This is a genomic window from Marinicella meishanensis, from assembly GCF_019931145.1.
In the GTDB taxonomy this organism is placed as follows: domain Bacteria; phylum Pseudomonadota; class Gammaproteobacteria; order Xanthomonadales; family Marinicellaceae; genus Marinicella; species Marinicella meishanensis.
Window position 1 is genome coordinate 433,379 of record NZ_JAIOUV010000002.1, and the last position, 26,296, is coordinate 459,674.

At 54.2% G+C, this 26,296-nt stretch carries 23 protein-coding genes; 13 read left to right on the forward strand and 10 right to left on the reverse strand.

What is annotated here, in order from left to right:
- Positions 1-10: 10 nt before the first annotated feature.
- Entirely contained in the window at positions 11-427 is a 417-nt protein-coding gene (locus K7G70_RS04420; protein WP_223787388.1) for a group I truncated hemoglobin, read from the reverse strand.
- Between the two features lie 2 nt (positions 428-429).
- A complete protein-coding gene (locus tag K7G70_RS04425; protein WP_223787389.1) occupies positions 430-1,281 on the reverse strand; it encodes a DUF3034 family protein in 852 nt (283 codons plus the stop codon).
- Positions 1,282-1,479: 198 nt separating this feature from the next.
- Here K7G70_RS04425 and K7G70_RS04430 point away from each other — a divergent pair, with 198 nt between their 5' ends.
- Positions 1,480-4,062 carry a sulfatase-like hydrolase/transferase gene (locus K7G70_RS04430; RefSeq protein WP_223787390.1) on the forward strand — a complete coding sequence of 861 codons (2,583 nt, stop codon included), beginning with the start codon at positions 1,480-1,482 and terminating at the stop codon, positions 4,060-4,062.
- Between the two features lie 97 nt (positions 4,063-4,159).
- Positions 4,160-5,668 carry a YifB family Mg chelatase-like AAA ATPase gene (locus K7G70_RS04435; protein WP_223787391.1) on the forward strand — a complete coding sequence of 503 codons (1,509 nt, stop codon included), beginning with the start codon at positions 4,160-4,162 and terminating at the stop codon, positions 5,666-5,668.
- A gap of 52 nt (positions 5,669-5,720) precedes the next feature.
- Here K7G70_RS04435 and K7G70_RS04440 read toward each other — a convergent pair whose 3' ends face one another.
- The 4 genes from K7G70_RS04440 to K7G70_RS04450 form a co-directional block, all read right to left on the reverse strand.
- Positions 5,721-6,404, reverse strand: a complete 684-nt coding sequence (locus K7G70_RS04440; RefSeq protein ID WP_223787392.1) for an outer membrane protein — start codon at positions 6,402-6,404, stop codon at positions 5,721-5,723.
- Positions 6,405-6,555: 151 nt separating this feature from the next.
- Entirely contained in the window at positions 6,556-6,690 is a 135-nt protein-coding gene (locus tag K7G70_RS17870; protein ID WP_255589862.1) for a hypothetical protein, read from the reverse strand.
- Positions 6,674-7,678, reverse strand: a complete 1,005-nt coding sequence (cydB, locus tag K7G70_RS04445) for a cytochrome d ubiquinol oxidase subunit II (RefSeq protein ID WP_223787393.1) — start codon at positions 7,676-7,678, stop codon at positions 6,674-6,676. Before cydB ends, K7G70_RS17870 begins: the two co-directional genes overlap by 17 nt.
- A 1-nt stretch (position 7,679) precedes the next feature.
- Positions 7,680-9,080, reverse strand: coding sequence for a cytochrome ubiquinol oxidase subunit I (locus K7G70_RS04450; RefSeq protein WP_305067286.1), 1,401 nt, complete (start codon positions 9,078-9,080; stop codon positions 7,680-7,682).
- Between the two features lie 308 nt (positions 9,081-9,388).
- Here K7G70_RS04450 and ppa point away from each other — a divergent pair, with 308 nt between their 5' ends.
- Complete coding sequence (gene ppa, locus K7G70_RS04455) at positions 9,389-9,937, forward strand: inorganic diphosphatase (RefSeq protein ID WP_223787394.1); 549 nt, start codon at positions 9,389-9,391, stop codon at positions 9,935-9,937.
- 157 nt (positions 9,938-10,094) lie between these two features.
- Complete coding sequence (locus K7G70_RS04460; protein WP_223787395.1) at positions 10,095-11,747, forward strand: ComEC/Rec2 family competence protein; 1,653 nt, start codon at positions 10,095-10,097, stop codon at positions 11,745-11,747.
- A 101-nt stretch (positions 11,748-11,848) separates the two neighbouring features.
- Here K7G70_RS04460 and K7G70_RS04465 read toward each other — a convergent pair whose 3' ends face one another.
- From K7G70_RS04465 to mpl, 3 genes are all read right to left on the reverse strand, one after another.
- Positions 11,849-12,541: a hypothetical protein gene (locus tag K7G70_RS04465; RefSeq protein WP_223787396.1), complete on the reverse strand. Its 693-nt coding sequence runs from the start codon at positions 12,539-12,541 to the stop codon at positions 11,849-11,851.
- A gap of 526 nt (positions 12,542-13,067) precedes the next feature.
- The gene (locus K7G70_RS04470; protein ID WP_223787397.1) at positions 13,068-13,238 is read right to left on the reverse strand and encodes a hypothetical protein; all 171 of its coding nucleotides are present in this window, start codon (positions 13,236-13,238) and stop codon (positions 13,068-13,070) included.
- 188 nt (positions 13,239-13,426) lie between these two features.
- Positions 13,427-14,782 (reverse strand): UDP-N-acetylmuramate:L-alanyl-gamma-D-glutamyl-meso-diaminopimelate ligase, encoded by a 1,356-nt coding sequence (mpl, locus tag K7G70_RS04475; protein ID WP_223787398.1) that lies wholly within the window; start codon positions 14,780-14,782, stop codon positions 13,427-13,429.
- Positions 14,783-14,920: 138 nt separating this feature from the next.
- Here mpl and K7G70_RS04480 point away from each other — a divergent pair, with 138 nt between their 5' ends.
- The 9 genes from K7G70_RS04480 (at position 14,921) to K7G70_RS04520 (ending at position 24,741) form a co-directional block, all read left to right on the forward strand.
- The gene (locus K7G70_RS04480; RefSeq protein ID WP_223787399.1) at positions 14,921-15,706 is read left to right on the forward strand and encodes a lysophospholipid acyltransferase family protein; all 786 of its coding nucleotides are present in this window, start codon (positions 14,921-14,923) and stop codon (positions 15,704-15,706) included.
- Entirely contained in the window at positions 15,675-16,634 is a 960-nt protein-coding gene (locus tag K7G70_RS04485; protein ID WP_223787400.1) for a YheT family hydrolase, read from the forward strand. Before K7G70_RS04480 ends, K7G70_RS04485 begins: the two co-directional genes overlap by 32 nt.
- Positions 16,631-18,634 carry a tetratricopeptide repeat protein gene (locus K7G70_RS04490; protein WP_223787401.1) on the forward strand — a complete coding sequence of 668 codons (2,004 nt, stop codon included), beginning with the start codon at positions 16,631-16,633 and terminating at the stop codon, positions 18,632-18,634. Before K7G70_RS04485 ends, K7G70_RS04490 begins: the two co-directional genes overlap by 4 nt.
- 3 nt (positions 18,635-18,637) lie before the next feature.
- Complete coding sequence (locus K7G70_RS04495; RefSeq protein WP_223787402.1) at positions 18,638-19,402, forward strand: undecaprenyl-diphosphate phosphatase; 765 nt, start codon at positions 18,638-18,640, stop codon at positions 19,400-19,402.
- A 7-nt stretch (positions 19,403-19,409) separates the two neighbouring features.
- Positions 19,410-20,303 (forward strand): alpha/beta hydrolase, encoded by an 894-nt coding sequence (locus K7G70_RS04500; RefSeq protein WP_223787403.1) that lies wholly within the window; start codon positions 19,410-19,412, stop codon positions 20,301-20,303.
- Positions 20,290-21,447 (forward strand): hypothetical protein, encoded by a 1,158-nt coding sequence (locus K7G70_RS04505; protein ID WP_223787404.1) that lies wholly within the window; start codon positions 20,290-20,292, stop codon positions 21,445-21,447. The genes K7G70_RS04500 and K7G70_RS04505 overlap by 14 nt, the downstream gene beginning before the upstream one ends.
- Complete coding sequence (locus K7G70_RS04510) at positions 21,444-23,567, forward strand: AAA family ATPase (RefSeq protein WP_223787405.1); 2,124 nt, start codon at positions 21,444-21,446, stop codon at positions 23,565-23,567. The genes K7G70_RS04505 and K7G70_RS04510 overlap by 4 nt, the downstream gene beginning before the upstream one ends.
- A 140-nt stretch (positions 23,568-23,707) precedes the next feature.
- Positions 23,708-24,196 carry a nuclear transport factor 2 family protein gene (locus K7G70_RS04515; protein WP_223787406.1) on the forward strand — a complete coding sequence of 163 codons (489 nt, stop codon included), beginning with the start codon at positions 23,708-23,710 and terminating at the stop codon, positions 24,194-24,196.
- A gap of 20 nt (positions 24,197-24,216) precedes the next feature.
- Entirely contained in the window at positions 24,217-24,741 is a 525-nt protein-coding gene (locus K7G70_RS04520; protein WP_223787407.1) for a DUF3592 domain-containing protein, read from the forward strand.
- Between the two features lie 52 nt (positions 24,742-24,793).
- Here K7G70_RS04520 and K7G70_RS04525 read toward each other — a convergent pair whose 3' ends face one another.
- The gene (locus K7G70_RS04525) at positions 24,794-26,284 is read right to left on the reverse strand and encodes a substrate-binding domain-containing protein (protein WP_223787408.1); all 1,491 of its coding nucleotides are present in this window, start codon (positions 26,282-26,284) and stop codon (positions 24,794-24,796) included.
- Between the last annotated feature and the right edge of the window lie 12 nt (positions 26,285-26,296).

Sequence of the window (26,296 nt, forward strand, 5' to 3'; positions counted from 1 at the left end):
GGCCGAGGACTCACTCGTAAGTGACGTCCTCGCGCATGGGCGCAAAAATGGCCAATACCTTGTTTTGTAAACGGAAGGGTATTTCGGCGTCTTCCATGGCCAGGATGAAATCTTCCACAAAGATGTCAAACTCTGAATATTTGATTTCCATGCCGCTGTGGGCTTCGACCATGTCCAAGCCCTCATAGACACAGGGGCCGCCGGTTTCCTGGCAAATTTGATCAACAATTTTTAGGTGCAAATCCTCGCGATCGGTTTCTTCGAAGAGGAATTCAATCTTGGGATTGTGCAGGATGCGGTCCAACAGCTTTTCGGTGATCAATTCAATGGCGGCTTGGCCACCCAGTTGCTCATACAGGGTTTCGGCTTTGACCGTTTGGCATGAGCCCATCAACAACAGGCCGAGGATGAAGGCAGTGATTTTCATGATTAAAAGCTCCCGTTAATGGACAAATACAAACCTTTTTGATCAGGTAATGTGGCGATGGTGCCAAGATCGGCATAAGCCGCCACCACCGACACGTGTCGGTTGGGCACCCAGGCCACAAACAGGTCACGCCAATGGTCTTCGCTGGCAAAACTCAAGTTGGAACGTTTTTGTCTGAAGTCAAAACCCACCGCCCAACTCTTGTTCAAAAACAAGCCAAAAGAGGCCTCAGCAGTGAGGTGTCGGTCACCGACATCCCCACCAAAGCCCAACAAGCCCAGCTCATTGGCTTCGGTCGAACGCAGGGTCACGGTGGCAAAACCGTTGTAACCCCAAGGTTTTCCCAAAAACAATTTGGTGGCACTGAGGTAATAGTCGACACTGCTGTCATCAGTGGCCCCGGCCACCGAAGGAATCAAGAAGGACTGGTTTTTCTTGTGTTGAATACCAAAAGAAATTTGTGGCATCTTGCTGTAAACCAAGTTACCGGCCAAGCGCACTTTGGCGCCAATGATGTCTTGTTTCAAAGAGGCACCCGGTAAACCCAAGGCTGGCCCCAAGGTCACCAAATCCAATTCTTGCTTGGCAAAAGAAACTTCCACCCGGTTGTGCCAACCAATGGCGGCCCCCACCATATTGAACCGGTAATCATCGGTATCCAAATAGGTATAGGCTGCGGTGACATCGGTCTCATCATCTTCACCGTAACCGGCAATGGTGGCCCAGGTGACGATGCCGCTGCCCGACGACCCTTCCACTTGCATCACCGCTCCGGTGCCCAATTGGCGACTGCCCGCATGGGCCATGAACGTCACCACCACGCCCAACAGGGCCCAACAGATTTTATTTTTCATACACACATTTGCTTCTTAACCGAAAATTAACTTAACACAAAGCCCAGTGAATAAAAAGTCAAACCGCTGACCTGAGTGCCAGTGAATCTCCTAAATGCCGGTGCTGCTGGTAATGGGTCTGGGTGGTTGCCGGTGTTGCCGTTGCTTGGCGGCAGTTGTTACAATGGACCGCATTTCTGTGATGGACCTCACTGCCCCATGATCAAATCAGCCCTGTTTTTGGCCTTATTGCTGCTGTTGGCCTGGCTTGGCTCTTGGCTGGCACCACGTTGGCTCAGGCGCTCGGCCGCCGTGGTGGCGGCGTTGTTGGCCACCACCCAATTGGGCGCCTGGTACTTGACCGGGCAGTGGTTGGATGACCGGGCTCTGAAACACCTGAATTGGACCGACATCAACCAATTTGCCTTCCAATTCAAACTCGAAATGGGCTTGTTCTTGTTGACTTGGCTGGCATTGGCAGGGCTGCTGATGTTGGTGTCATCGTGGTTGCGCCAACGGCGGCCCAGCCGCGCTCAAGGGCTGGTCGCGGGGCTCTGCCTGTTGGCCGTGGCTTACCCGCCGGGCATGGTCCAACCTCTGTGGCAAAGCCTGCAAATTGCCGGCGCCAATGCGGCATCGATTGACGCCGGTTTGCAACAACTGGGCATCCCGCCAGACGCCTACCCCAAACCCCACCAAGTGACTGCCAGCCCAGGCAAAAACATCCTGGTGATCTCGCTGGAATCCATTGAACAAGGGTTTTTGCAAGCGCCATTGCATGAGCTGACCCCGCACCTCAGCCAATTGCGCCAAGACTGGACTTATTTTCAGCACATGCCACCTTTGAAAGGCAGCGACTGGACCGCGGCTTCGATGTACACCTTGTTCACCGGCTTGCCCGCTTTGTTCAACCAAGATCATTTCAACAACAACGATTTGTTTCAAGGCAGCCAAGGTTTCGGCTTGACCACTTTGGCCGGGGTGTTGCAAGCCGCTGGTTACCAAACCACTTATTTATTGGGTAAGCCGGAATTTGCCGGCATGGATCAAATGCTCGAGACTTTCGGCCTGACGGTGGTGTCCGAACGCAACGCCCTGGGTCGCTACCCCAAAGCCGAACCTGGATTGCATGACCTTGATTTGTTTGCTGAAGCCAAACTGCAGTTGGCCCGGCTGCGCCAACAGGGCCAGCCATATGCGCTGTTTTTGTCCACCATCAACACCCACTTTCCCAACGGCATCCTGGACCCACGAATGGTGGGCCAAGTGGCGGCACAAGACCACCCTTTGGCCTTCAATGTCTCCGCCAGCGATCATTTGTTGGGCCAATTCATCCAACACCTGGAAGCCACCGGGGTGCTGCAAGACACGGTGGTGTTCATCGTGCCAGACCACCTCATGATGGGCAATGGCGGACCCATCATCAACACCTTACAACAGGCCACACGGGGCTTGTATGCCATCAGCTCAGCAGCGGCTCACCGCTTCCAGCCAACACCCCAAGACACCATCCACCAGACCGATTTACCGCGCTTGATTTTGCAGGGCGCCGAAATCGACACCAATGCCCGTTTCCTCAATGACTTTCTGCCCCCTGGCAGCAGCGACACATTCCTCAGTGACCACCAAGTCGCCGTGGCTGCCTTGAACAACACGGCCCTGCAACGCCTTGATTTCAGCGCTGGCTTCAAGGTGGCCTTGGCCAATCGCAACCTAACGGTGCAAGGCAGCGACCACCAATTGAACATGACCGAACGGGGTTTGCAGCCCACCGAGGTCTATCAAGTGATTTTCAATCAGCAATGGGTGGCCTTGGAGTCCGGTTTGATCACCCTCAATGAAGCCTATGTGAATGACCACATTGACCATCAGTTGGGTCACCGCTATGCGCTGATCGAAGTGGACCGGGGGCGCCTCAAAAAGGTCACCCTCAGCGACCGCTTGGGCACAGCGGTAACCGCAGATGCCACCACCCATCAGTTCAGCGTGGCAGAACTGCAGGCATTCACGGCACAAGCCACTGAGCGCCATGCGCAATGGCTGGCAGAGCAACAACAACGGCGGGTCCCGTTGCATGCGTATGCCACCGATCAAGGGCGCTTCATTGCCCATGCCGGTGGCGCCATCGAAGGGCGCAAATACACCAATTCCTTGGAAGCCTTGAACCACAGTTATGCACAAGGGTTTCGCCGTTTTGAGCTGGACATCAGGCAAACCAGTGACGGCCACTTTGTGGCGGTGCATGATTGGCCACAATGGCAACGCCAGACCGGATTTTCCGGCACCTTGCCACCGACCCACGAGGCCTTTTTGGACCACCTCATTTGGCAGCGCTTCACCCCCATGGACATGGCCGCCATCAATGCCTGGTTTGGCCAACACGAAGACGCCATTTTGGTTACCGACAAAGTCAACGAACCAGCGGCTTTTGTGCCTCAATTCATCGACCCATCGCGTTTGATGATGGAGTTGTTTTCTTGGTCGGCGGTGAGCGCCGCCCAACAACAAAACATGCTGGCGGTGATCCTCAATGGCGATCTGTTGTTCCGCATGCCGGGCGACCCCACCGGTCAGTTGCAAGCGCGTGGCATCCAATTCGTTGCATCCTCACGAACATGGGTGCACAACGAACCCCGGCTGTTGCGCCAACTGAATGACGCCGGCATCCAAGTTTTTGCTTACCACATCGGTTTTGAACCCGGTAAAGATGAAACCCACCTGGTCTGCCATGAGCGCAACCAGTTTTATGGCCTGTATGCCGACCAATGGGATTTCAAGCAACTGCCAGAGTGCACGCCCTGACAGCCTGTCGACATTGTCTGACCTTCGCTTCAGAAATTGCCCACTGTCGCTGGGCCAACGCCAACCGTAAACTGACCAGCATTTGACAGGAAACAACATGACCCAATTGGCGGTGGTGCGATCACGGGCAGAATTTGGGGTGCAAGCCCCACCAGTCAGGGTGGAGGTGCACCTGTCTCGGGGCTTGCCCAAACTACACATGGTGGGTTTGCCAGAAACCGCGGTGAAAGAAGCCAAGGATCGGGTGCGGGCGGCGATCATCAATTCTGGCTATGACTTTCCCCAGCGCCGCATCACCATCAACCTGTCACCGGCGGACATCCCCAAACAAGGCGGTCGCTATGATCTGCCCATCGCGGTGGGGGTGTTGGCCGCCTCCGGCCAAGTGCGACTGGATTTGCTTCGTGATGTCGAATTGATCGGCGAACTGGCCCTGGGTGGTGCACTCAGGCCTGTGCGTGGGGTGTTGCCGGTGGTCAGTGCGGTGGCTGCCACCGGTCGCCATTTGATTTGTCCGGTGGACAACGGCACCGAAGCCGCCTTGGTGCAATCCTGTGATTGTTTGTTGGCCAGTAACCTGCTGGAAGTGTGTGCTTGGTTGGATGCCATGGACGAGTTGCCCCGGGCAACGGTGTGCCAGCAGGTGAAAACCAAACCCTGCCCGGACTTGCGGGACGTCAAGGGACAAGTTCAAGCCAAACGCGCCCTGACCATTGCCGCTGCCGGCCAGCATAATCTGTTGTTTTATGGACCACCGGGTACCGGCAAGACCATGTTGGCCTCACGCTTGCCAGGCATCCTGCCAGATTTGACCGAACAAGAAGCCTTGGAAACCGCCTCGGTGGCCTCGATCAGTGCCATGGGTTTCGATCCAGCCTGTTGGAGCCAACCACCCTTTCGGGCGCCACACCACACCGCTTCGGCCCCGGCACTGGTCGGTGGCGGCACCAACCCCACCCCCGGCGAAATTTCCCTGGCCCAAAATGGGGTGTTGTTTTTGGATGAACTGCCGGAATTTTCCCGCCACGTGCTGGAAGTGTTGCGGGAACCGATGGAATCGGGCCGCATTGTGATTGCCCGGGCCGCCCGCACGGCCGAGTTTCCAGCCCGTTTTCAATTGCTGGCCAGCCTCAACCCCTGCCCCTGTGGTTATTTTGGCGATCCAGACCGCAATTGCCAATGCTCCGTGGCGCAAATACAAAATTACCGCAACCGCATTTCAGGCCCACTGCTGGACCGCATCGATTTGCAGGTGGAAGTGCCGCGGATTCCGCACCAGGTGTTGCGCGCCAAAAACCACGACGGGGTCAACAGTGCACAAATCAAACAACAAGTGGTTCGCTGTCGTTTGCGACAAATGCAACGCAATGCCGGCAAGAGCAATGCCCAATTAACCGGTGAAGAGATCGAACGACACATCCCCTTGTCCGATGACTTGTTGGACTTCCTGTCGCAGGTGGTGGACCGGCTGCACCTGTCGGCGCGGGCTTACCACCGCATCATCAAGGTGGCCCGCACCATCGCTGATTTGGATGGCTGTGAGCAGGTGCGACAAAACCACTTGGCCGAAGCCATCAGTTTTCGCGGTTTTGACCGCAACCGTTGAAGCTTTAGACCAGGGCCTGGTGGGTCCAGGCCCCGTGGGTTTCGGGTGTGGCTTAAAAGCGCCAGTTCACACCCAGATTGAATTGGCCCAAATCTTGATCGATTTCTGCCCGGTAATCAAAGGTGCCGAAATTGACGGTGTCATCCAACAACACCTCTTTTTCATCATAATCGGTGTGGTTGTATTCAGCGAAAATGCTGAAGTGTTCGGACAGCAGGAGTTCAACACCCAAGCCCACCAACAAGCCATTGCGGTCGCTGCGGCGTTGAAAATCGATCACCGGCGGTGACGGATCGTTGTCTCGATAGAAGTTGTCAGATTGCACATAACCGACGTTGCCATAGATCAGGCCATTGTCCCAGGCTTTGTAGCCGACGCGGCCAACCAAAGCATAAATTTCATCGGTTTGGTAAGATACCACATTGTCCGGGCCGGTGCCATTGATGTACACATGACTGGCCGACAAATCGTTGTCGTTGGCAGTCAATTTGGCCCCCAATACCCATTCATCCGTCTCATAAAAGTCACAGCCGATTTGGACCCCAAACGCGGTGTCATCAGCACTTTCGGAACCGGCCACTTCATCTCTGGCAGCCCCATCAATGAACACCGTTCTCCATTGGTAGTCACTGTCTGCCATACTGGCTGACACACCCAAATAACAGCCTTTGAAATCATCGGCTGCTGCGACATTGGCAGCACCCAGACCCATGGCCAACAAGAGTATTTTTTTCATGTTTCTTAAATCCAATTTAAATGAGGATTTTCATTATAGGAATGCGAAAAATCGATGAAAAGTCGAAAACCCGGCTAATTTGGAAAAATTGTAACCAGATGTTTCAATCTTCTGAAAAATAACGAAATTTTAACAATTGACCCATTCTGGGTCACAAAACCCATCGAATCAAGCCACTGATCGACAACAACACCAGCACGCCAGCGGCCCACAAAGTCACAAACCACAACGCTTGTCGTTGTTTCTTGCTCAACTTCATCTCATCCACCTCAATGATAATTCTCATCGGGGTTCACTTTGCCGCGAAACACCCAATAAGAATAAGCGGTGTACGCCAGAATGATCGGAATCAAGATGGCCGCACCAACCAACAGGAATTGCAAACTGCCAACCGGTGAAGCGGCCTGCCACAAGTTAATGTCCGGGGGCACAATCTGCGGGTAGAAACTGATGCACAAACCAAAATAGCTCAAGCCAAACCAAGCGATGGTCAACAAAAACGGCGACAATTCACCACCGTTGCGGATGGCTTTCAACAAGGCCAAGCCAACCACCACCGCCAACACCGGCACCGGTGACAAATACCAGAAATTGGGGTAAGTGAACCAGCGTTTCATGTAAGGGTCCTGAATGAACAACATCCACACGCTGACGGCCAGGATCATGGCCCCCAAAGCCCAAGCCAAACCAAAAGCCAGGCGGCGACAAAACCGCTGCAAATCATCTTCGGTCTTGTAAATCAACCAACAGGCACCCAGCAGCGCATAGCCAACGACCACCGCCACCCCGGTCAGCACACTGAAGGGGGTCAACCAGTCCCACCAACCGCCAGCATAAGCCCGATCAACCACATGCACCCCTTGCACCAGCGCGCCCAGGGCAATGCCTTGGGTGAATGCCGCCACCACGGAGCCAACAATGAACCCCAAATCCCAACGCCGCCTGCCGGCCGCGGTAGCAGTTCGCCACCTGAATTCGAAAGCGACACCACGGAAAATCAGCGCCAGCAGCATCAAAATCAAAGGGGCATACAAGGCCGGCATGATGATGGCAAAGGCCAACGGAAACGTGGCATATAAACCGCCACCACCGAGTACCAACCAGGTTTCATTGCCATCCCAAAAGGGCGCAATCGAATTCATGGCCGTGGCTTTATCAGACTCTGAGCGCAGGAATGGAAACAACAAACCGATGCCCAAATCAAAACCATCAAGCACCACATAGGCAAACACCGCAAAGGCCATCAACCCGGCCCAAATCAACACATAATCCATCTCAATGACCCTCCTGATGCAAACCCTGTATCGGGGTGATGCCAGCCGCTTTGCGCGGCTGTCCCAGTTTGATGTCGCGTTCATTCAGGCTGGGTGTGCGTTGGAACAGTTTGAACAGATAAAAGATGCCGGCGCCAAAGACCACGAAATAAACCACCACGAAGGCCAGCAGCGAGGCGTTCACCGCGGGGGCATCCAGCGGTGAGGCCGAATCAATGGTCCGCAACAAGCCATACACCGTATACGGCTGGCGGCCCACTTCGGTGGTGATCCAGCCCGCCAAGATGGCCAGGGTGCCACTGGGCGCCATCAATATGGCCACCCGGTGCAGCCAAGACGCCGTGAACAAGCGGCCACGGATGCGGGCCCAAGCCGACCACAAGCCCACCAGGGCCATGGCCAACCCGATCGCCACCATGATGCGGAACGACCAAAACACCAAGGGCACATTGGGCCAATCGGCCTTGGGAAAGTCATTCAGACCCGGCACATAGCCTTCGGGGTCATGGGTCAGGATCAAGCTGGCCAACTTGGGAACGGCCACTTTGGCATGCACCGTTTCTCGTTCCACATCTGGCCAGCCAAACAAGATCAATGGCGCCCCCTGTTGCCCCTCGAAATGCCCTTCCATGGCGGCAATTTTCATGGGCTGGTGTTCCAGGGTGTTCAAGCCATGCAAATCACCGGCCACGATTTGGATCGGTGACACGATCAGGGCCATCCACATGGCCATGGAGAACATCAGTTTGGCCGCCGAGTTGCTGCGGTCTTTGAGTAAATGCCAGGCCGCCACCCCACCAACCAAAAAGGCCGTGGTCAAAAAGGCCGCCAACATCATGTGCGCGAAACGGTAGGGGAATGAAGGGTTGAACACCACCTGCCACCAGTCCACCGCAATGAACTGCCCCACCTCATTGATGGCATAACCGGCCGGGGTTTGCATCCAGGAATTGACCGACAGGATCCAAAAACCCGAAATCATGGTACCCACCGCCACCATGATGGTGGCGAAGAAATGCAACTTGCGACCCACCCGATCGGCGCCAAACAGCATCACACCCAAGAAACCGGCTTCCAGGAAGAATGCCGTGAGCACCTCATAACCCATCAGTGGTCCCAGAATGGGGCCAGTCTTGTCAGAAAATTCACTCCAGTTGGTGCCGATTTGATAACTCATGACGATGCCGGAAACCACCCCCATCCCAAACACCACGGCAAACACCTTGATCCAATAGCGCCACACCCGGCGGTAAATGTCCCGCCCGGTCTTCAGCCACAAACCCTGCAACACCATCAAATACCAGGCCAAGCCAATCGAAATGGCCGGAAAAATGATGTGAAAAGCAATGGTGAAGGCAAATTGCAAGCGCGCGGCCAGTACCGCATCAAACAGTTCAAACATGTGAACGCTCCAGGTGGGTCATGGTGGTCTTTAAAAGGGTGTCTTTAATATGGTGTCTGACTGACCAGATTCAAGTCAAATCGGACATTCTGGTGGCCCAATCAGTTGGCAGCGGACCAGCCAGCAGGACCAAGCTGTATTTTACCATTTGGGCCGAGATTTGGGGCAGAAATCGAGCCATTGGCCCAGCCCACACCGAGCTTGGACCCAATTCAGCCCTGGACCCTCAATTTCCGCTGCAAAACCGTGTACTTTGGCGCTCAGATCGTTATAATACGCGGCTTTTGAACACAAGCACAGGATATCCCATGTCTCTCAAGCACATCCCAGTCGGTAATGACGTCCCCCATGACATCAATGTATTGATCGAAATTCCACGCAACGGCGAAGCCATCAAATACGAAGTGGACAAAGATTCAGGCATGATCCTGGTCGATCGTGTGCTGAACACCGCGTTCCGCTACCCATGCAATTACGGTTTTGTGCCCCACACCTTATGTGGTGATGGTGACCCGGTTGATGTGTGTGTGATCATGCCGGTACCCCTGCTGCCTGGCTCGGTGATCAAATGCCGTCCAGTGGGCGTTTTGAAAATGACCGACGAAAGCGGTGAAGACGCCAAAATCATCGCCGTGCCCGTGTCCAAAGTCAGCGGCTTGTATCGCCACGTTGCCGACGTGCGTGATGTGAATGCCGAAACCTTGGACAAGATCGCCCATTTCTTCGAGCACTACAAAGACCTGGAACAAGGCAAGTGGGTCAAAATCGAAGGCTGGGGCGGGGTTGAAGAAGCCAAACAAGAAATCATTGATTCGGTGAAACGCTTCGAACAAACCGAAGACAAGCCCAACTTCTGATCGGCGCCCCGCAAGTCCGCAAAAGCCCGGCCCTGACCGGGCTTTTTTGTGGTCATCTTCGTGGCTTGTTCATTGACACACAAATTTCATGGCAAAAGGATTGCCAGTCTGCCACCAGGGTGCTATCTTCATATCAACCGCACCATTGGGGATCATCATGAGTTTGGACACCAACAAAGCCTATTTCATCAACCAACGCGACGTGGTGCTGCGCATGCAGCCGCTGGAAAAAACCAGCAAAAACGCCGCCAACCACCTGTTGCTGGGTGATTACCTGCGCTATTTGGGGACCACCGATGGTGACTGGGCCAAGGTCAAATGCCGCGGCGATGAGGGCTGGTTGAAAACCGACTGGTTCAGCGAACAGCGCCTCTTGGAAATCAACTTCATTGACATTGGCCAGGGCGATGGCTGCCACATCGTGACCCCGGATGACGAGGTGATTTTGATTGATGCCGGCGAGGGTGAAGGCTTCACCGGCCAAGGGGGCGACAACATGTATCGCTTCATCACCTGGCGTTACAACCTGCGCTGTCGTGACGACGGCAAACCGCCTTTTGACATTGAGCATGCGGTGATGACCCACCCCGACTTGGATCACTACTATGGCTTCATCAACCTGTTCAAACACCCCAAGTTGAACTTCAAGACCATCAGCCACAACGGCATCGTTGAGCGCCCGTTGGGGGGCGCCAGCCAGAGCAGCTTCCTCTATGATTTGGGTCGCAAGGTGCCACCCACCCCGCGGCAAAAGGTCTACCACCTGTGGGACACGGTGCGCACCCACCAGGACATGATCGAGGTGTTGGACGCCCACCCCAACTCACAAAAATTTTACCTGTCGACCTTGCGGGCGGCACGCGACAACAACCCCCAGGTGCAATTCAAATTTGTCGATCAGTCGCAAAAATTTTTCGCCGCTTACAACCAAAACAACGATTTACAGATGGAGGTGCTGGGACCCATCACCGAAGACATCGAATTCAATGGCCAAACCAAAGACTGTCTGATCAAACTCGGCAATGAGGGGGAAACCAAGAACGGCCACTCGGTGATCTTCAAACTGCGCTACGGCAAACTCAAGGTGCTGCTCGGTGGCGACTTGAACGCCAAATCACAGGACTACATCGCTCAGTACTATTCAGGCATCCAGACCAAAATGAGTGATTTGGAAGATGAAATCCGCGACATCCGCGAAGACCTGATCAGCCAAAACCTGACCATCGATGAACGCAAAGCCATGGAACAGCGGCTGGATGAACACCGCAAACTGCTGGACCTGATCATCAGCAAAACCCGCGGCGTGTTCCAAGCCGACATCGCCAAAGCCTGTCACCACGGCGCCAGCGATGTGTTGGACTCATTCTTGCAAGCCATCAACCCCATTGCCACGGTGATTTCCAGCGGTGATGAAGAATCCCATTCACACCCCCGCCCCGATGCCTTGGGGGCCTTCGGCAAAGCCAGCCGCGGTCACCGCCCATTGATCTTCTCCACCGAATTGGCCCGCAGCTCGGTGGAATTCTCCTACCCAATCAAGTTCTATCAGAAACTCAAAGACATGGAAGCCAAAAAGGATGCCGCCACCACCCAGGCCAAAAAAGATGAAATCCAACAAGACATGGAACAACTGCGCGACTCCAACGTCGCCAAATATGGCATGATCACCATCCGCACCGACGGCGAGCGGGTGATCATCGCGCAAAAACTCGAAGAAGAACGCTCACCCGGCCAAAAATGGGACATCTACGATTTGTTCTGGAACGACAAACTGCAAGAATACGAATACCGCAAGGGCAAAGGTCATTGAGCCATGCGGCACTTGCCAATGACCAAAATCAGGCATGGGTCTGGTTCTGTCGACTGCAGTCGACGCGACAACAAACCAGACCGCACCCAGGAGCGTCGACTTCAGTCGACGTTTGGTTGTTGGTTTTGGTCAGTGGCCAACCACCGTTCAATCATGGCACCCATGGCTTGGGCCGACAGGCCAAAACGCTCTTTGAGGATCATGGCTTTGATTTGCTCGCCATCGTGGTACAAAATGCGCACCACCGGAATGTGGAAACTGCGTTTGGGAAACCACTGGCGCACGGTGGTGATCTCGACTTTGTGGATGGCGACTTTGGGCAGCCAGCCAACGGTGTGGTCATCAAAATAATCACCGTGCCGAAACACCAAATGATCGGCATTCAGCAACAAACCGTGGGCCCCTTGCTGCCCTGCGGTGCTGTGTTGGATGGCCTGCCAGGTGTGAAAGCGACACCAGGCCAACCAAGCCATGCGCAACATCCACGCCAAGCCCGCCACCATCACCGCCCCCAACAGCAAAGCCACCAACTGCTTGCCCCAACTGCCCGACAAATCATCGACCACGCGGCTCAACCACGGGGCCCGGCTGTACCAGGCCAAAAGGCCCGACCACAACAGATAAACCACCGGTAAGAAATACATCAAGCCAAACAACACAGCCAGCAAACGGGCGTTGTTGGGGGCTTGGGCAGGCAAGAATTGACCGGAGAACTGGCTGTTGCCCCCAGCGGTGAATTGATCCAGATAAGGCGGTGGCAGCTCAGCAACTTGACAGTATCCAGGTCGGCTCATGCGGGCTCTTAACTCAACGATTGGCCCACAGGCATTTTGACTTGGACGGCACGCCCAAGCCCAGCAAACGAAATGGATTCAATGCAATCATCAACACACCCCGGGCCCCTCAACCCTTGTGAAAAATCCCAATTATGTTAGCAGAAAATGACAGCCAGGTTCAAAATCACATTGCTTGATCTCAATCTGCTGACAGGGTCTTAGTCGATGATGTTGCAAACCCTTTCCCAGTTGCGCTCAATCTGAGTCGTCATGCCAGTCTGACAAGCCAACAAAAAACGTCGACTGAAGTCGACGCTCCAGGGGTGGGTTTTTACTTAAGGAGTGTCGACTTCAGTCGACATCTTGATGGCGGTTCAGTCATAGTTATTCCACCACTGATGGGATTATGGTTGATTAAAGTCATCCTCATAACCACACAATCAGCAAACGTGGACGGCCTTCAATTTTTCCAGACGATAAACTCAAACAAAACCAAACGACCTGTCATACCGGCGAAGGTTGAATGACTTGGAAGTTCCACACATCACGCTTCAATCACGTAAATGTGTTTCGCTTGTGAGAACGAACTTTCTCCCAAAAACAACAACTGCCCATACTCATCCATGGTGTTTTCCCGCTGACTCAACTCAAGCCATTGTTGATAAAGTTGATCAAAGCTTGGTTGCTTGGAACTGGCCGCTTTTTGCAACTTCATGACTGTTTCGAATTCGACATTTCGCTGCGAGGTCGCAATCACTTGCAGTGAAAAAACCTGCTGTAACAATGCCCATTCACTCGGGGCATTGATTGCAATTGAATGCACAACAGGGTGATTGACCACATGATCCATATCCAATTGGTCAATTTCCAATGCATGATCTGTGGCGAAACATGTCAGCTGCATCATGAATTCAACAATGCCAACAACCTTCGCGGTGCGTCGGCAAAGCTGCCGTTGCTCATGAACACCACCTGGTCGCCGGCTTGCAGCTCTTGGGGCAGGCGCTGCAGCAAGTCATCGACCGAAGACAACACGGTGCACTGGGCCGACAATTCGGCCTTGATGGCGGCATCCCAATCCATTTCCGGATAGATCATCACATAGGCCTGGTCACATCCAGACAAGGCCTCAGGCAAGGCTTGGGCGTGGACGCCTGCGCGCATCGAATTGCTGCGGGGTTCGAGCACGGCGATGGTGCGCCCTGAGCTGACCGCTTTGAGGCCCTCAAGGGTGGTTTCGATGGCCGTGGGGTGGTGGGCAAAATCATCGTAAAGGTGAATGCCCTGGGCTTCGCCAATCAGCTCCATGCGGCGTTTGACGTTTTGAAAGCGTGACAGGGACTGGGCCGAATCGGTCAACGACACCCCGGCTTGTCGGGCCGCGAGCATGGCGGCCAGGCCATTGAGTTGGTTGTGGCGGCCGGTGATGGACCATTGGATTTGGGCCAGTTCACCACTGGCGTGATGCACCCTGAAAGTCCGCGGCTCTTGAGGATCGGACTGAATCCAATAATCGGAACGCTGATCCAGGCCAAAACTGACCACCGGGGTCCAACATCCCATGGCCAAGACTTGTGCCAGGTTGTCATCATCGCCATTGACCACAATTTGGCCAGTGGCGGGGATGGTGCGCACCAGGTGATGGAATTGGGTTTGGATCGCCTCGAGGTCTTTGAAAATGTCGGCGTGGTCGTATTCCAGGTTGTTCAAGATCACCACATCGCTGTGGTAGTGCACGAACTTGGAGCGTTTGTCGAAAAAGGCCGAATCGTATTCATCCGCTTCGATCACAAAGGCTTCACTGGGGGTGACCCGCGCCGATTGTTTGAAATGGTGACACACGCCGCCGATCAGGAAACCCGGATCAACGCCCTGATCAGCCAGAATCCAAGCCAGCATCGAAGCGGTGGTGGTCTTGCCGTGGGTACCGGCCACCGCAAACACCCGCTTGTTGCGCAACACCTGCTCGCCCAACCATTGTGGCCCGGAGACATACCTCGTGTCGTGCGCCAACAGGTGTTCGACGGCCGGCATGCCGCGGGTCATGACATTGCCCACAATCACCTCATCCAACTCAGGATCCTGCAAGGGTGCCGCATCATAACCTGGGTGGATGTCGATGCCCAATTGGGCCAATTGCTCGCTCATCGGTGGGTACACGTTTTGATCCGAACCACCCACCGCATGGCCCAACTGCCGGGCAATGGCCGCGATGCCGCCCATGAAGGTGCCACAGATGCCTAAGATATGCATTTTCATGCGCTGTAGTATAAAGGAATGACACCGGCTGTGCATGGACAATCAGGGCCCAAATTCAACGCCCAAAGGCGGCTTGTGCATGCAAAAATTCATGATTTCTCTTATAATGTCCGGCTTATTGAATTCCCGTAACCTGATTTGAACACCGTCATCCACATCCTGCGATTCACTGTGCGCATCCTGGCCTTTGTCTTGGCCCTGGTGTTTGTCTTGCCGTTTGTGATTTTTGGCATCTTGTTGGCCAAGCTGTTCCGCAACCACGACACCAATGAATTCATTCTGGTTTACTGGTCACGCTTGATGTGTTTCATCTGTGGTTTGAAAGTGTATGTGCATGGCCAAAAACCCGCCTCACCGGTGTTGTTGGTGGCCAATCACGTGTCCTGGCTGGACATTCCCATCATCCATTCTTTGATGTTGGCGGGTTTTGTGGCCAAAAGCGAAATCAAATACTGGCCCATCATTGGCTGGGTCACCATGGTGGGCGACACCTTGTTCCTCAAGCGAGGCAATGCCGAGTCCCGCCGTGGGGTGTTGAACCAAATCAAACAGCGGCTGAATGCGGGTCGCTCGGTGGCCATCTTTCCAGAGGGCACGGTGACCGACGGCAGTTACCTGCGCACCTTCCACCGCCAGTTGATCCACGCCGCAGTACAGACCGAAACCCCGATCTTGCCGGTGGCCATCAAGTTCCTCAATCAGGACGGCAGCCGCAATGATCAAGTGGCGTTTTTGAATGATGAGTTCTTTTTGACCCATGTCTGGCGAATCTTGAGTTTGCCCAACTCAGTGGTCGAAATTCATTGTGGCGAATTGGTCACTGACTTTGAGGCCGGCGCCCGCGCGGTGACCTTACAATCCAGGACGTACATCGAACAGGAGTTGTTGAAAAATGGTTATATGTCAGCCCCCAATCAGGCCTAAGAACAAACACCTCCAATCCATCCTGGCCAGTTCCAAAATCCGTTTGTGGCGGTTGCGTAAAAGCAATCCAGTGGTGGAACAACAAATCGAACAGGTGCTGCACAACCCCCATGCCAAGCTGTTGGGCTTCCACACCCCACAGCCACAATCGGCCGACACCATGGCCATCTTGTTGCACGGCTGGGAAGGCAGTTCGCAATCCACCTACATCCAGTTGTTGGCCGATTCTTTGTATCGGCAGGGGATGGACATCTACCGCCTCAACCTGCGTGACCACGGTGATTCGCACCACATGAATGAGGACCTGTTCCATTCTTGTCGCATCGAGGAAGTGGTGCATGCGATGCAAGACATCCAAACCCAATTCAAAGGCAAACAATTCATTTTGTGTGGGTTTTCCTTGGGTGGTAATTTCGCCTTGCGGGTGGCCGCTCGGGCGCAAGACGCGGGGCTGGATTTTCGGCATGTGTATGCGGTCTCGCCTCCGATCATCCCCAAACACAGCATGCAAGCCATCCATGCCTCCAAGTTGTACAACAAATATTTTCTGCGCAAATGGAAGCGGTCCTTGCACATCAAGCACGATTTGTTCCCGCACATCTTTGACAACGATCACTGGCAGGCCGAAAACAACCTGGAACGACTGACCCAAATGCTGATCGTCGCGCACACCGAATACACCAGCACCGACGATTATTTCAATGGCTATTCCATCACCCCTGAGGTGATCGATGCCATCACCCATCCCACCCACGTCATCACCGCCTGGGATGATCCCGTGATTCCTTTCGAGGATTTTAGTACAATTGACCGCCTGCCACAGATCAAGCTGTTGACCACAGCCCACGGCGGGCATTGTGGTTTCATTCTGGGCCTGGGTATGCGGTCGTGGATTGAAGACCACATCATTGAAGAGACACAATCATGAGCCAAATAGAAGAGATCAAAAAATTACATCAGGATGGCCAATACCAAGACGCCATCAACGGCTATCAGGATTTACTGAAACAAGAACCGAACAACGACGAAGCCCACTTTGGTTTGGCGCACGCCTTGAGCCGCACGCAAGACCTGGAACAGGCCTTGAACCACGTCAGTGAAGCGGTCAAGCTGGTGCCAAATTCAGACCGTTACCAACAGTTCAAAGGCCAAATGTTGATGGCCAATGGCCGCTTGGATGATGCCCTGAAGGCCTTCAAACGGTCGATCAAGGAAAACCCCAATCTGTTTTTCTCCTACCTGGCAGTGGGTGACATCCACGCCATCAAAAATGAGCCGAAAAAAGCCAAAAGCCAATATGAATTGGCCTTGAAAGTGCATACCGATGGCATCCCAGCCATCACCAAAATGGCCCGTTTGCTGATGATTGAAGGCGACTTGGATGGCGCCGAAAGCCTGTTACAACAAGCCGAATTGCAGTACCCCGCAGAACCCAATGTGAAACTGCACATGGGCATGTTGCGCTTGGAACAAGGGGCTGACGGCTTTGCCGAATTGTATTTCAAGAAACTGCTGGAAGACGACCCCAACAACCACGTGGCCAAAGCCTGTCTCAGCATCAGCCTGTTGCGCAGCGATCCCGAACAAGCCGGCGAGCTGTTGGCCGAATTGATCAACCAACAAGTCAGAATCCCGGAATTGATGGCCGCCATGGGCATGTGGTACACCCAGACCCAAAACTTTCAAGAAGCGATCCGCTACCTGACACCGGTGTGTCAATCCGGCTTGGCCTACCCGAACTGGCTGCTGACCTTGGCCCAGGCTCTGGTCGGTAACCGCCAACCCAATTCAGCCCAAGCGATCCTCGATGAGGTGCTCAAACGGGGCAACAACAGCAAAGCCTGGTTGATGCTGGGTCAAATTCACCAAGTCAATGGCAATTACCCCAGCGCCATCAAGACCTATCAAAAAGTGGCCGCAGACGACCAACACCACACCCAAGCCCAATTGCTGCAAGCCGAATGCCACTATGCAGCCGGTGACCACCCGGCTTGCATCCAACAGTTGGACACCATCCTGGCCCAGCGGGCCGATCACAACTCGGCACTCAAACTGAAACTGAATGCGCTGTCACAGTTGGGCCAAATGGACCAGGCATTGGCTTTGATTGACTCAGTCGATGCCGCACAACAAACCCCTTCATTCAATCAATTGATGCACCTGTACGCCGGCATGCTCTTGGATGAGCAAGGCGCTTATGAGGCCGCTTGGGATCACTTTGCTGAGCTGGAGCACAACCCGGCCCCAACCATTCAAATGCTCAGTCCTGAAGAAGAAAAAGCCGTGCAGAACTGGCCCACGACCGAGGCCAATTCAGTATTTCGCTTCGTCTTCACCGACCCCGCCACCGGCCACCATGATTTCATGAATTGGCTGATGGACAATGACATCACCCCGCTGATAGACCGCTTCACCAGCCAAAGCAGGACCGATGTGTTTGCCCAAGCGTGGACGATTCCGATGTTGCAAGAATTGAACGAAGGACAACTGCATCTGTGGCGCAAAAAATACACCAAACAACTGAACCTGGCATTGAAAGATGACCCCGAAATGGTGGTCGATTTCTTGCCTTTTTCACCCCTGAATGCCGCCATCATCAAACGCGTCTTCCCGCAAGCACATGTGTTGGTGTTGAGCCGCAACATTGCCGATTTGCGCTTACACAGTCAGGTGTTTGGCAGCCACCAGGTGCACTACACCGATTTTGCCAAAGTGGTCAATCAAATGATTGCCATGAACCCCAATGTGGCCTTGGTGGACATCGATGCCTGGCAAGCCAAAGACCCCACGGCCGTGGAGCACATGCAACGGATTTTTGGGCCTGGGGCCAAGCCATTCAAAACCGCTGATGTGACCCCATTGGATCGGTTGATGTTCCCACACATGCACTGGAAACACTACCAACAACAACTCAATTCAAGCCACTGAGCCATGCTGCTGGATGTGTTGCAATGGGTGGTGCTGTCCCTGGTTCAGGGGCTCACCGAATTTTTACCCATTTCATCCTCCGCGCACCTGATTCTGGCGTCCCACTTTGCCAACTGGCAAGACCAAGGGCTGGTGATGGACATCGCCGCTCATTTTGGCACCTTGCTGGCAGTAATGTGGCATTACCGCCGGGAGCTGCAGAACCTGTTGTCCGGGCGTGATTGGCCGCTGTTCCAGCAGTTGGTGCTGGCCACCATCCCGCTGGCTTTGACCGGACTGCTGTTGGCCTCTTGGATCGAGGACAACATGCGCCAGGTGTGGATCATTGCCGCTGGATCAGCCGTGTTTGGGGTGTTGTTGTGGCTCAGCCAGCACCGCGCCCAGCAACACAGCCTGGACCTCAAAAAAGCCGCCGTGATCGGCCTGGCCCAATGCCTGTCTTTGATACCGGGTGCCTCCCGCTCGGGTGTCACCATGACCGCTGGCATGTGGCTGGGATTGAGCAAAACCCAAGCAGCCCGTTTTTCCTTTTTGTTGGCCATTCCGGCGATATTGATGGTCAGTGCCTATGGCGCGCTGAAGATCTGGCAAGCCCCCCAGGCCTATGATTTACTCGGCGTGGTGACGGTGACTGGCTTGAGTTTTGCCTTGGCCTGGGCCTGCATCCACTGGTTCATGAAATACATCGAACGCATCGATTTCGTGTGGTTCATGGTGTATCGCTTGGTGTTGGCCTCATTGATTGTGTTGACCTTGATTGAATGGTGATGATCCGATGAGCCAAATCCTCACCCCCAAAGCCGTTGCATTCGAAAGCCGCTACGGCACCATCCGTGGCCTGCAATGGGGACACGGCAACCGCCATCCGGTGTTGGCCTTGCATGGCTGGCTGGACAATGCCGCCAGCTTTTGGCACCTGGCCCCGTTGTTGGCAGCCCATGATCTGGAGCTCACCGCGATTGATTTTCCTGGACACGGCCATTCCGATCACCGGGCCCCGGGACACAATTATGGCTTCATTGATTATGTGATGGATGTGCAGGCGGTGCTGGACCAATTGCCCCGCCCCATCACCTTGCTGTGCCACTCCATGGGCGCAGCAATCGCGGTGATGTATGCCGCAGCCTTCCCGGAACACATCAAACAAATGGTGTTGCTGGAGAACTTGGGGCCAGTGCCCCCACACCAACCCGGCAAAGCCGCTGAATCACTGCGTGAAGCCCTCAAATTATGGCGCCGCCACAGCTTGGAACACAAACGCCATTATACCGATGTCGAACAAGCCATCCAAGCCCGCCAGGAAGCCACCCCGATGGCCACCGAAATCATTCGACCGCTGGTGGAACGGGGCTTGCAATCTGGCCAACAAGGGCTGCATTGGCGCACCGACAAGCGCTTGCGGTTGCGCAGCTTTTTCCGCATGAGTGAGGCCCAAATTCAAGAATTCCTGGGGGCCACAACGGTGCCCACCCAGTTGCTCATCGCCGAACCCCGTTCATATGCCTTGCAATACCCCATGTTCGAAGCACGGCTCAAAGCCCTGAACCCCGAGCGCTTTGACCAGTTGCCAGGCGATCACCACCTGCACATGGGTCAAGCCAAGGCCGTGGCGGCGGCGATTCTGGACTTCCTCAACCTGGATACAGTGCCCGCCGATGATGCCCGCTGATTTTCCCGAGCTGCTGGATCAACACATGCGGCGCATTCGCGCCAGCGCTTCGGCCGTGGCCACGGAAATTGGCATGAGTCGCGAAGCGGTCAACAACTGGCGCCGGGGTCATTCCAAACCCAGCAAGAAGCACCGCGATAAGGTGGTGGCCTGTTCGCATTATCTGCGCTTGAGTGAAGCCGAATGCAATCAGTTGTTGGCAGCCGTGGGCTTTGACCATGAATTCGCCTGGCATGGCCAGGTGGCTCCGGTGGAACATGAACACCTGTTTCAACTGTTGGAACAAGCCAGGCCGTATGCCATCTTGATGCTGTTGTCGCAAGCCCATATGGACCAGCCACCCCAACAACAATTGGTGATCAACGCCACCCGGCAACGACACCCGGACCGCCACCTGTTGGCGGTGCAATTGCCCTACTCCAAACGCATATCGGTCACCGACTTTTTCACCTTCTTGGGCAAACAAATGAACCTGCCTGGGGTGCAGGACGAACTCAGTTTCGAGTTTGCCATGAATGATTTGTTACAAGCCCAAGCGGTCACCCTGGTCATCACCCGCTTTGAACAAAGCAACGACAGCTGCCGCGACCTGTTGGCTGGCATCCTGCGCAACTTGACGGAAATGCACCCAGATCGGATGCAAGTGATTTTGTGTGGTGGGGCGCAGTTGTCCGCATTGAAGTATGCCCAAGGTGAGTTGTCATTATTGAACATCGCCACCGCCCATTTGTTGGAGTTCAAGTTGGACGCCTGGCTGCAGTCGCAGACTGAGGACCCATCATCTACCAGCCAGTCAGCATCCCGGCTGCAACGCATCCACCAGTTGGTGGGCAACCACCCGGCCCTGGCTTCCACCTTGTTGCAAGCAAACAACGATGAGGTCGCCATGGAAGCCAGGGTGATCCACAGCGACTTGCTGTACTGTGATTTCAATCAAGTGATGCAACAGGCCCATTTGAGCCGCTTGCAAGAACACCTGAACCAGACCCAACTGGGGCCTTACCGCCCACACATCCAGGACCCGGTGTTGCGCCAGCTGTTCTGGCTGAACCTGATCAGAAAAGACGCCGATTTACAATTGGTTTGGCAATCCGAAACGATCCGCCAATTGGGCCTCAAACTGTTGGCTGAGCACGGCCTTTGAATCCGGACACGTCCATCAAACGCATCGTGTTGTTCGTGGTACTCAGTGTGCTGACGCTGCCCTACATCATGCACTTTTTTGCGTCCAGTGGCCGCTTGTATTACAACCAAAGCGACATGGAAATTGAGGCCATCATGTTTGAAGTCAAGGGCTTTGCCAAACTGATCAACCAATGGCAAAACTCGAATAACCGCTGGCCCACATCATTTGCAGACATGTCAGACATGTTCAAAACTTCAGGCCATTTGTCCCTTGATCTGTCGGTTGAAAACCAAATCACAGCCACCATCAGCGATCAGGTATTGACCGAAGCTTTGCGGGGCCACCAAGTGGTGTTCAAAAGGCACTTGGGCTGGCATTGTGATCCACTTGAAACCACACTGCCCGAAGACTTCAAGCCGATTGAGTGTGGCGGTCAATATAATGCCTACATCACCCAAAACAACCCACCGAATGAGTCCACCTTTCAGGCGGTGGCATTCATTGCGGTGGTTGGCATCCTCATTGCTTGGGTGTTTTATCACCCATCTATCCGCCGGTTGCGAGGACGGGAGTTTTCCTTGGCCGGCCAACACCTCAAAGACTTGCGCCATCTTGGCCTCCTGACCCAATTATCGGGATTGAAACAACAGGTGCTTCAGGCCAACGACATGCATGCCAAGACTTGGCAAACCCTGGTGCGCTTCAAGGGCCTGACAGACCGGCCCAAAGTGCTGTACTTGTGTCGTGCTTGGGGCGCCCGCCTGCAAGCCAAAGCCAGCCCTTCAACCTGGCTCTTGAAGCTGGACCCGGACACCCCACTGAACGTCGACGCCCTGTATTGGTATGTGCCACCAAAAGGCACTGCCATCACCCGCATCAATCGCCAACTGCAACAGTTGAAAGAAACCCAGCTGCCGGTGATGATCTGGGCCGAAGATGCCGCATACAACAACCATTTACAAGTGAACAGGTCGCGCATCAAAGCGCTGAAAGTGATTCCCTCTGGTCAGCAAATGACCCAACTGCTGGTCCCCAAACTCGCCGCAACCTGCCTGTTGGATGTGTTGGTCGAAAACCTGCCCATCAACCGATTGTCCCCTTTTCAAGGCCGCGGCGGGGTGCTCAAAAACAGTCATTTCTATGGCCGCAAAACCATCCTTTCGCAGCTGCAAAACAACCCCCGGTCCTGCTTTTTGTTGGCCGGTGGACGGCAACTGGGGAAAACCAGCATCCTCAAAGCCTATGCCCGGCAGTTGGCCCAATCTGACCACCACCGATGCTGCTACATTTCCTTATCGGATGACCGTTTGGTGCCTCGCCTGGTCCACCACCTGGGCATCAATGAGCATCAGGGATTGACCGATTTGTTGACCCAGTTCAAGCAGCTCCACCCTCAGCAGCAACTGGTGGTGCTGTTGGATGAAGCCGATCGCTTCATCGCGACGCAAGCCGAACAGGGTGACGCCTTGTTGGCCGAAATCCGCACCTGTGCCGAACAAGGCCTGGGCCAGTTTGTCTTGGCCGGGTTTTGGGACTTGTATGCCAGTGCGGTGTTGGATTACCAATCTCCCATCAAAAACTTTGCCCAGCTGGTGACCGTGGGGCCTTTGGATCCGAATTCTGCCCGGGCCCTGCTGCGCCAGCCGCTGCATTTATTGAAGCAGCGCTTCGCCCATCAGGGCCTGCTGGATGAGGTGTCCATGCAGACCGGCAACCGAGCCAATTTGATCAATTTGGTGGGCGAATGCCTGGTCGACCAACTGAGCAACCACCCCCAGGTCATTGATCACCAGCTGATCCAACAAGCACTGCACAGTCAACCGGTGTATGACGCCTTACAAGGTTGGTCCAATTTGTCTCGTGATCCGCAAGCCTGTGCCATCGACCGTTGCGTGGTTTACCTGACCTTCATCCATGGCCAGATTGATTTGGCCCGGGTGTTGCAGCACCTTGAATCAGCCCAATGCACCGTGGGTCCAGAATCCCTGAAGGCGGCTTTACACCGCTTGCGACTGGCCCACATCCTCATCAAACACGATGATCATTACCGCTTTGCCGTACCCCTGTTTGCCGCCCAACACAGTGTCAGCGAAGCCGAGACTTTGTTACACCAAGAGTTGCTGCAGTTGGCCTCTTGACATCTTGTCAAGTGCGGTCCTGATCCCACTGGACAACCCCGGCACGACAAGCCACCACCGCCACCCTATAATTCCCGCCTAAGAACAGCCCAGGGGGTCTGTTTGATTGATCTGATTTATGACAACCCATAGGAACACCCATGAAAAAACAATACCCAGTGATTGGCTTGGTTTTTGGCTTGATGATTTCTCACGTCAATGCCAGTCAGGCCACCCAAATCACCAAACAACAAGTCATCGCCATCAATGACTCTTTTGTTACCGGCATGCGCGAAAAAGATTTTTCGGTTTATGAAAAATACCTGCATGAAAGCACCCTCATCTACCTCGATTTTGAACCCGGTGTAGACAATAAGCCGGTGCAGGTCAAATTGTCCGAATTCAAAATGCTGGCCCAAATGTCGATGCGAATGACCGACGACATCCAAGTCGACGACGAGGTGTTGTCGGTGACTGTGGACCGACAAAACAACCAAGTCACCCTGGTTTCCAAAAGCACAGTGACTATGGACATGATGGGCACCCGAGTGACTGACGTTTCAGAGGGCACCACGGTGTTCGGCCTGATCAATGGTCAAATCAAAATATTGTCGGTGCACAGCACCCTGCTTTCTTCAACCACCCATTAAGCCAACATAGGAGGCGCAACATGTTAAAAATCAAAGTGCAAGACCGCACCCATCAATTCATCTCAGTGATCAGCAAATACCTGTGCTTGATCGGGTTTTTGGGCACCGTGGGCTTTTTTGCCTACACCATGGTGAACAACTACCGAGAAGCCACCACCATCATGAATGATGCAGCGATCGTTGATGCCGACTTGATGTTGACTGATTTCAACATCGAAGAAGGTCGCAAAGGGCGGGTCAAGGCCGAGTATGAATTCACTTATTCTTACGAAGCCAATGGTCAAACGTTCGAAAAATCATTCACCGCCAGTGAAAAGAGTGCCGAAAAATATGTCGACCAAGCAACCATCCCCGTGGCTTATGCCAAATCCAATCCGGCCTTGTCTGGCAAGCTGAGTCAATTGGAAAAGAACAGCTCATTGAGCAGCTTGACCTGGCGTGGCTTGGGCTCTTTGCTGGGATTGATGTTTTTGGCGGCGGTGATTCATGCCTTGATCACCGGTGTCCTGTTCATCAATAAGGACGACCCCGAACAAACCACTTGAACCTCTAAGGATTGATCCAGGTGCGGCCCACGGGGTCCACCTGGATTCCTTTTTAAGAGTTGCTTTGGCTTTTGGTGACCCAAATTTCGGTGCGGTTGTTGCGATAACGGCCCCATTCGCTGTCATTGCTGTCGATCGGCAAAGCATTACCCAAGGCAATGATTTCAACATTTTTGATGCCGCGTTGTTTGAGTTCAAATGCCAACAACTTGCTGCGGATAAAAGCCCGATTCTTATCGGCATCCTCGTCTTGTGATTCACCGGCCGAGAAGCCGATGAGGGTGACTTTTTGGTGCGGTGTTTGCTGCAAATAGTTGACCAAGTGCTCAATGTCCTGGGCCGACTTGTTGTCAATTTCGGCGCGATCTGAGCGCATTCGAAAAGTCACCGACAGGCGTTCGCCATGCAAGGCCACCCGCTGGTAAGGCACCGGAAAATCTGCGTTTACCACGGGCAAGGAAGCGGTCACTTTTTGTGGGATGAAACTGACCTGTTCCACCAAATGCTGACCATTGATCGATAAGGCAAAGTCAATCAAACCAGACACATGCGGGTTGCTGGATCGTTCGGTGTTGGCATACAAAAACAGGCGACGACTCAAGGCATAGTCTTCCGAACTGATGGAAAATTGTTTCGGCTCAATGGCGGCGATGCCATCATCGGCTGAGATTTTCAGGATCATGTCGGTACGGGCATAAGCCAAGCCAGTGAAACCAATGCCCCAGGCATCCGCTGCCACCGAGCGGGCCAACTGTTCATTGGACTCAAACCGCTTGGCTGGGGCCAGCTGTTTGCCCGATTTTTTCAGTACCAAGGAATTGAAGGTGTCATATGTCCCTGATTGATCATCTCGGGCATACAACTTGATCGCGCGGTCTGCACCACCCAACTGTGACCAGTGGGTGATTTCACCGGCAAATATTTGGGCCAGTTGCGCCACGGTGAGGTGGCGCAAGGGGTTGTCAGGATGGACGATGATGGCCAAGCCATCCAAAGCAATGACGTGCTCACTTTCGGGACGGGTCATGTCCCCATGGGGGATCAATAATTGCAAGTTTTCGGACTCTTTGATCGGCCGAGATGACATCGCAATGTCGGTCTCTTGCTGCAGCATTGAGCGAAACCCTGTGCTTGATCCGTGGGCCTTGATGGCAATGGCCACCACCTGGTTGGTGGCTGGCAGAAAACCGATCACCTGCACTTCGTTGGCAGTCGGCAACGGCTTGTTGATGGTGACATCGGCCCCCAACTGCTTCAAATAGGCCGCCGCCACGGCAGGCGCCAACTTGTCACCAATGGTGTTGGATCCATCCATGCGCAAAATCACCTCAGCGGGCGCTGACAACAAATCAGGGGGTGGTGAAAAAGCACCAGTGGCAGGCTGCATTGACGCCGATGCCGGGGCCTCAACGGCTGCCGCAACGGCCGTCTCAGATTCAACCGGGCTGTGTTCAGCGCCGAATTTTTGATAGAAAATCACCGCCCCGGCCAAGCTGGACAAAACGATCAGTATTTCAAAGAGGTACCGCTTGATTGAATACATGGGCATGTCGGA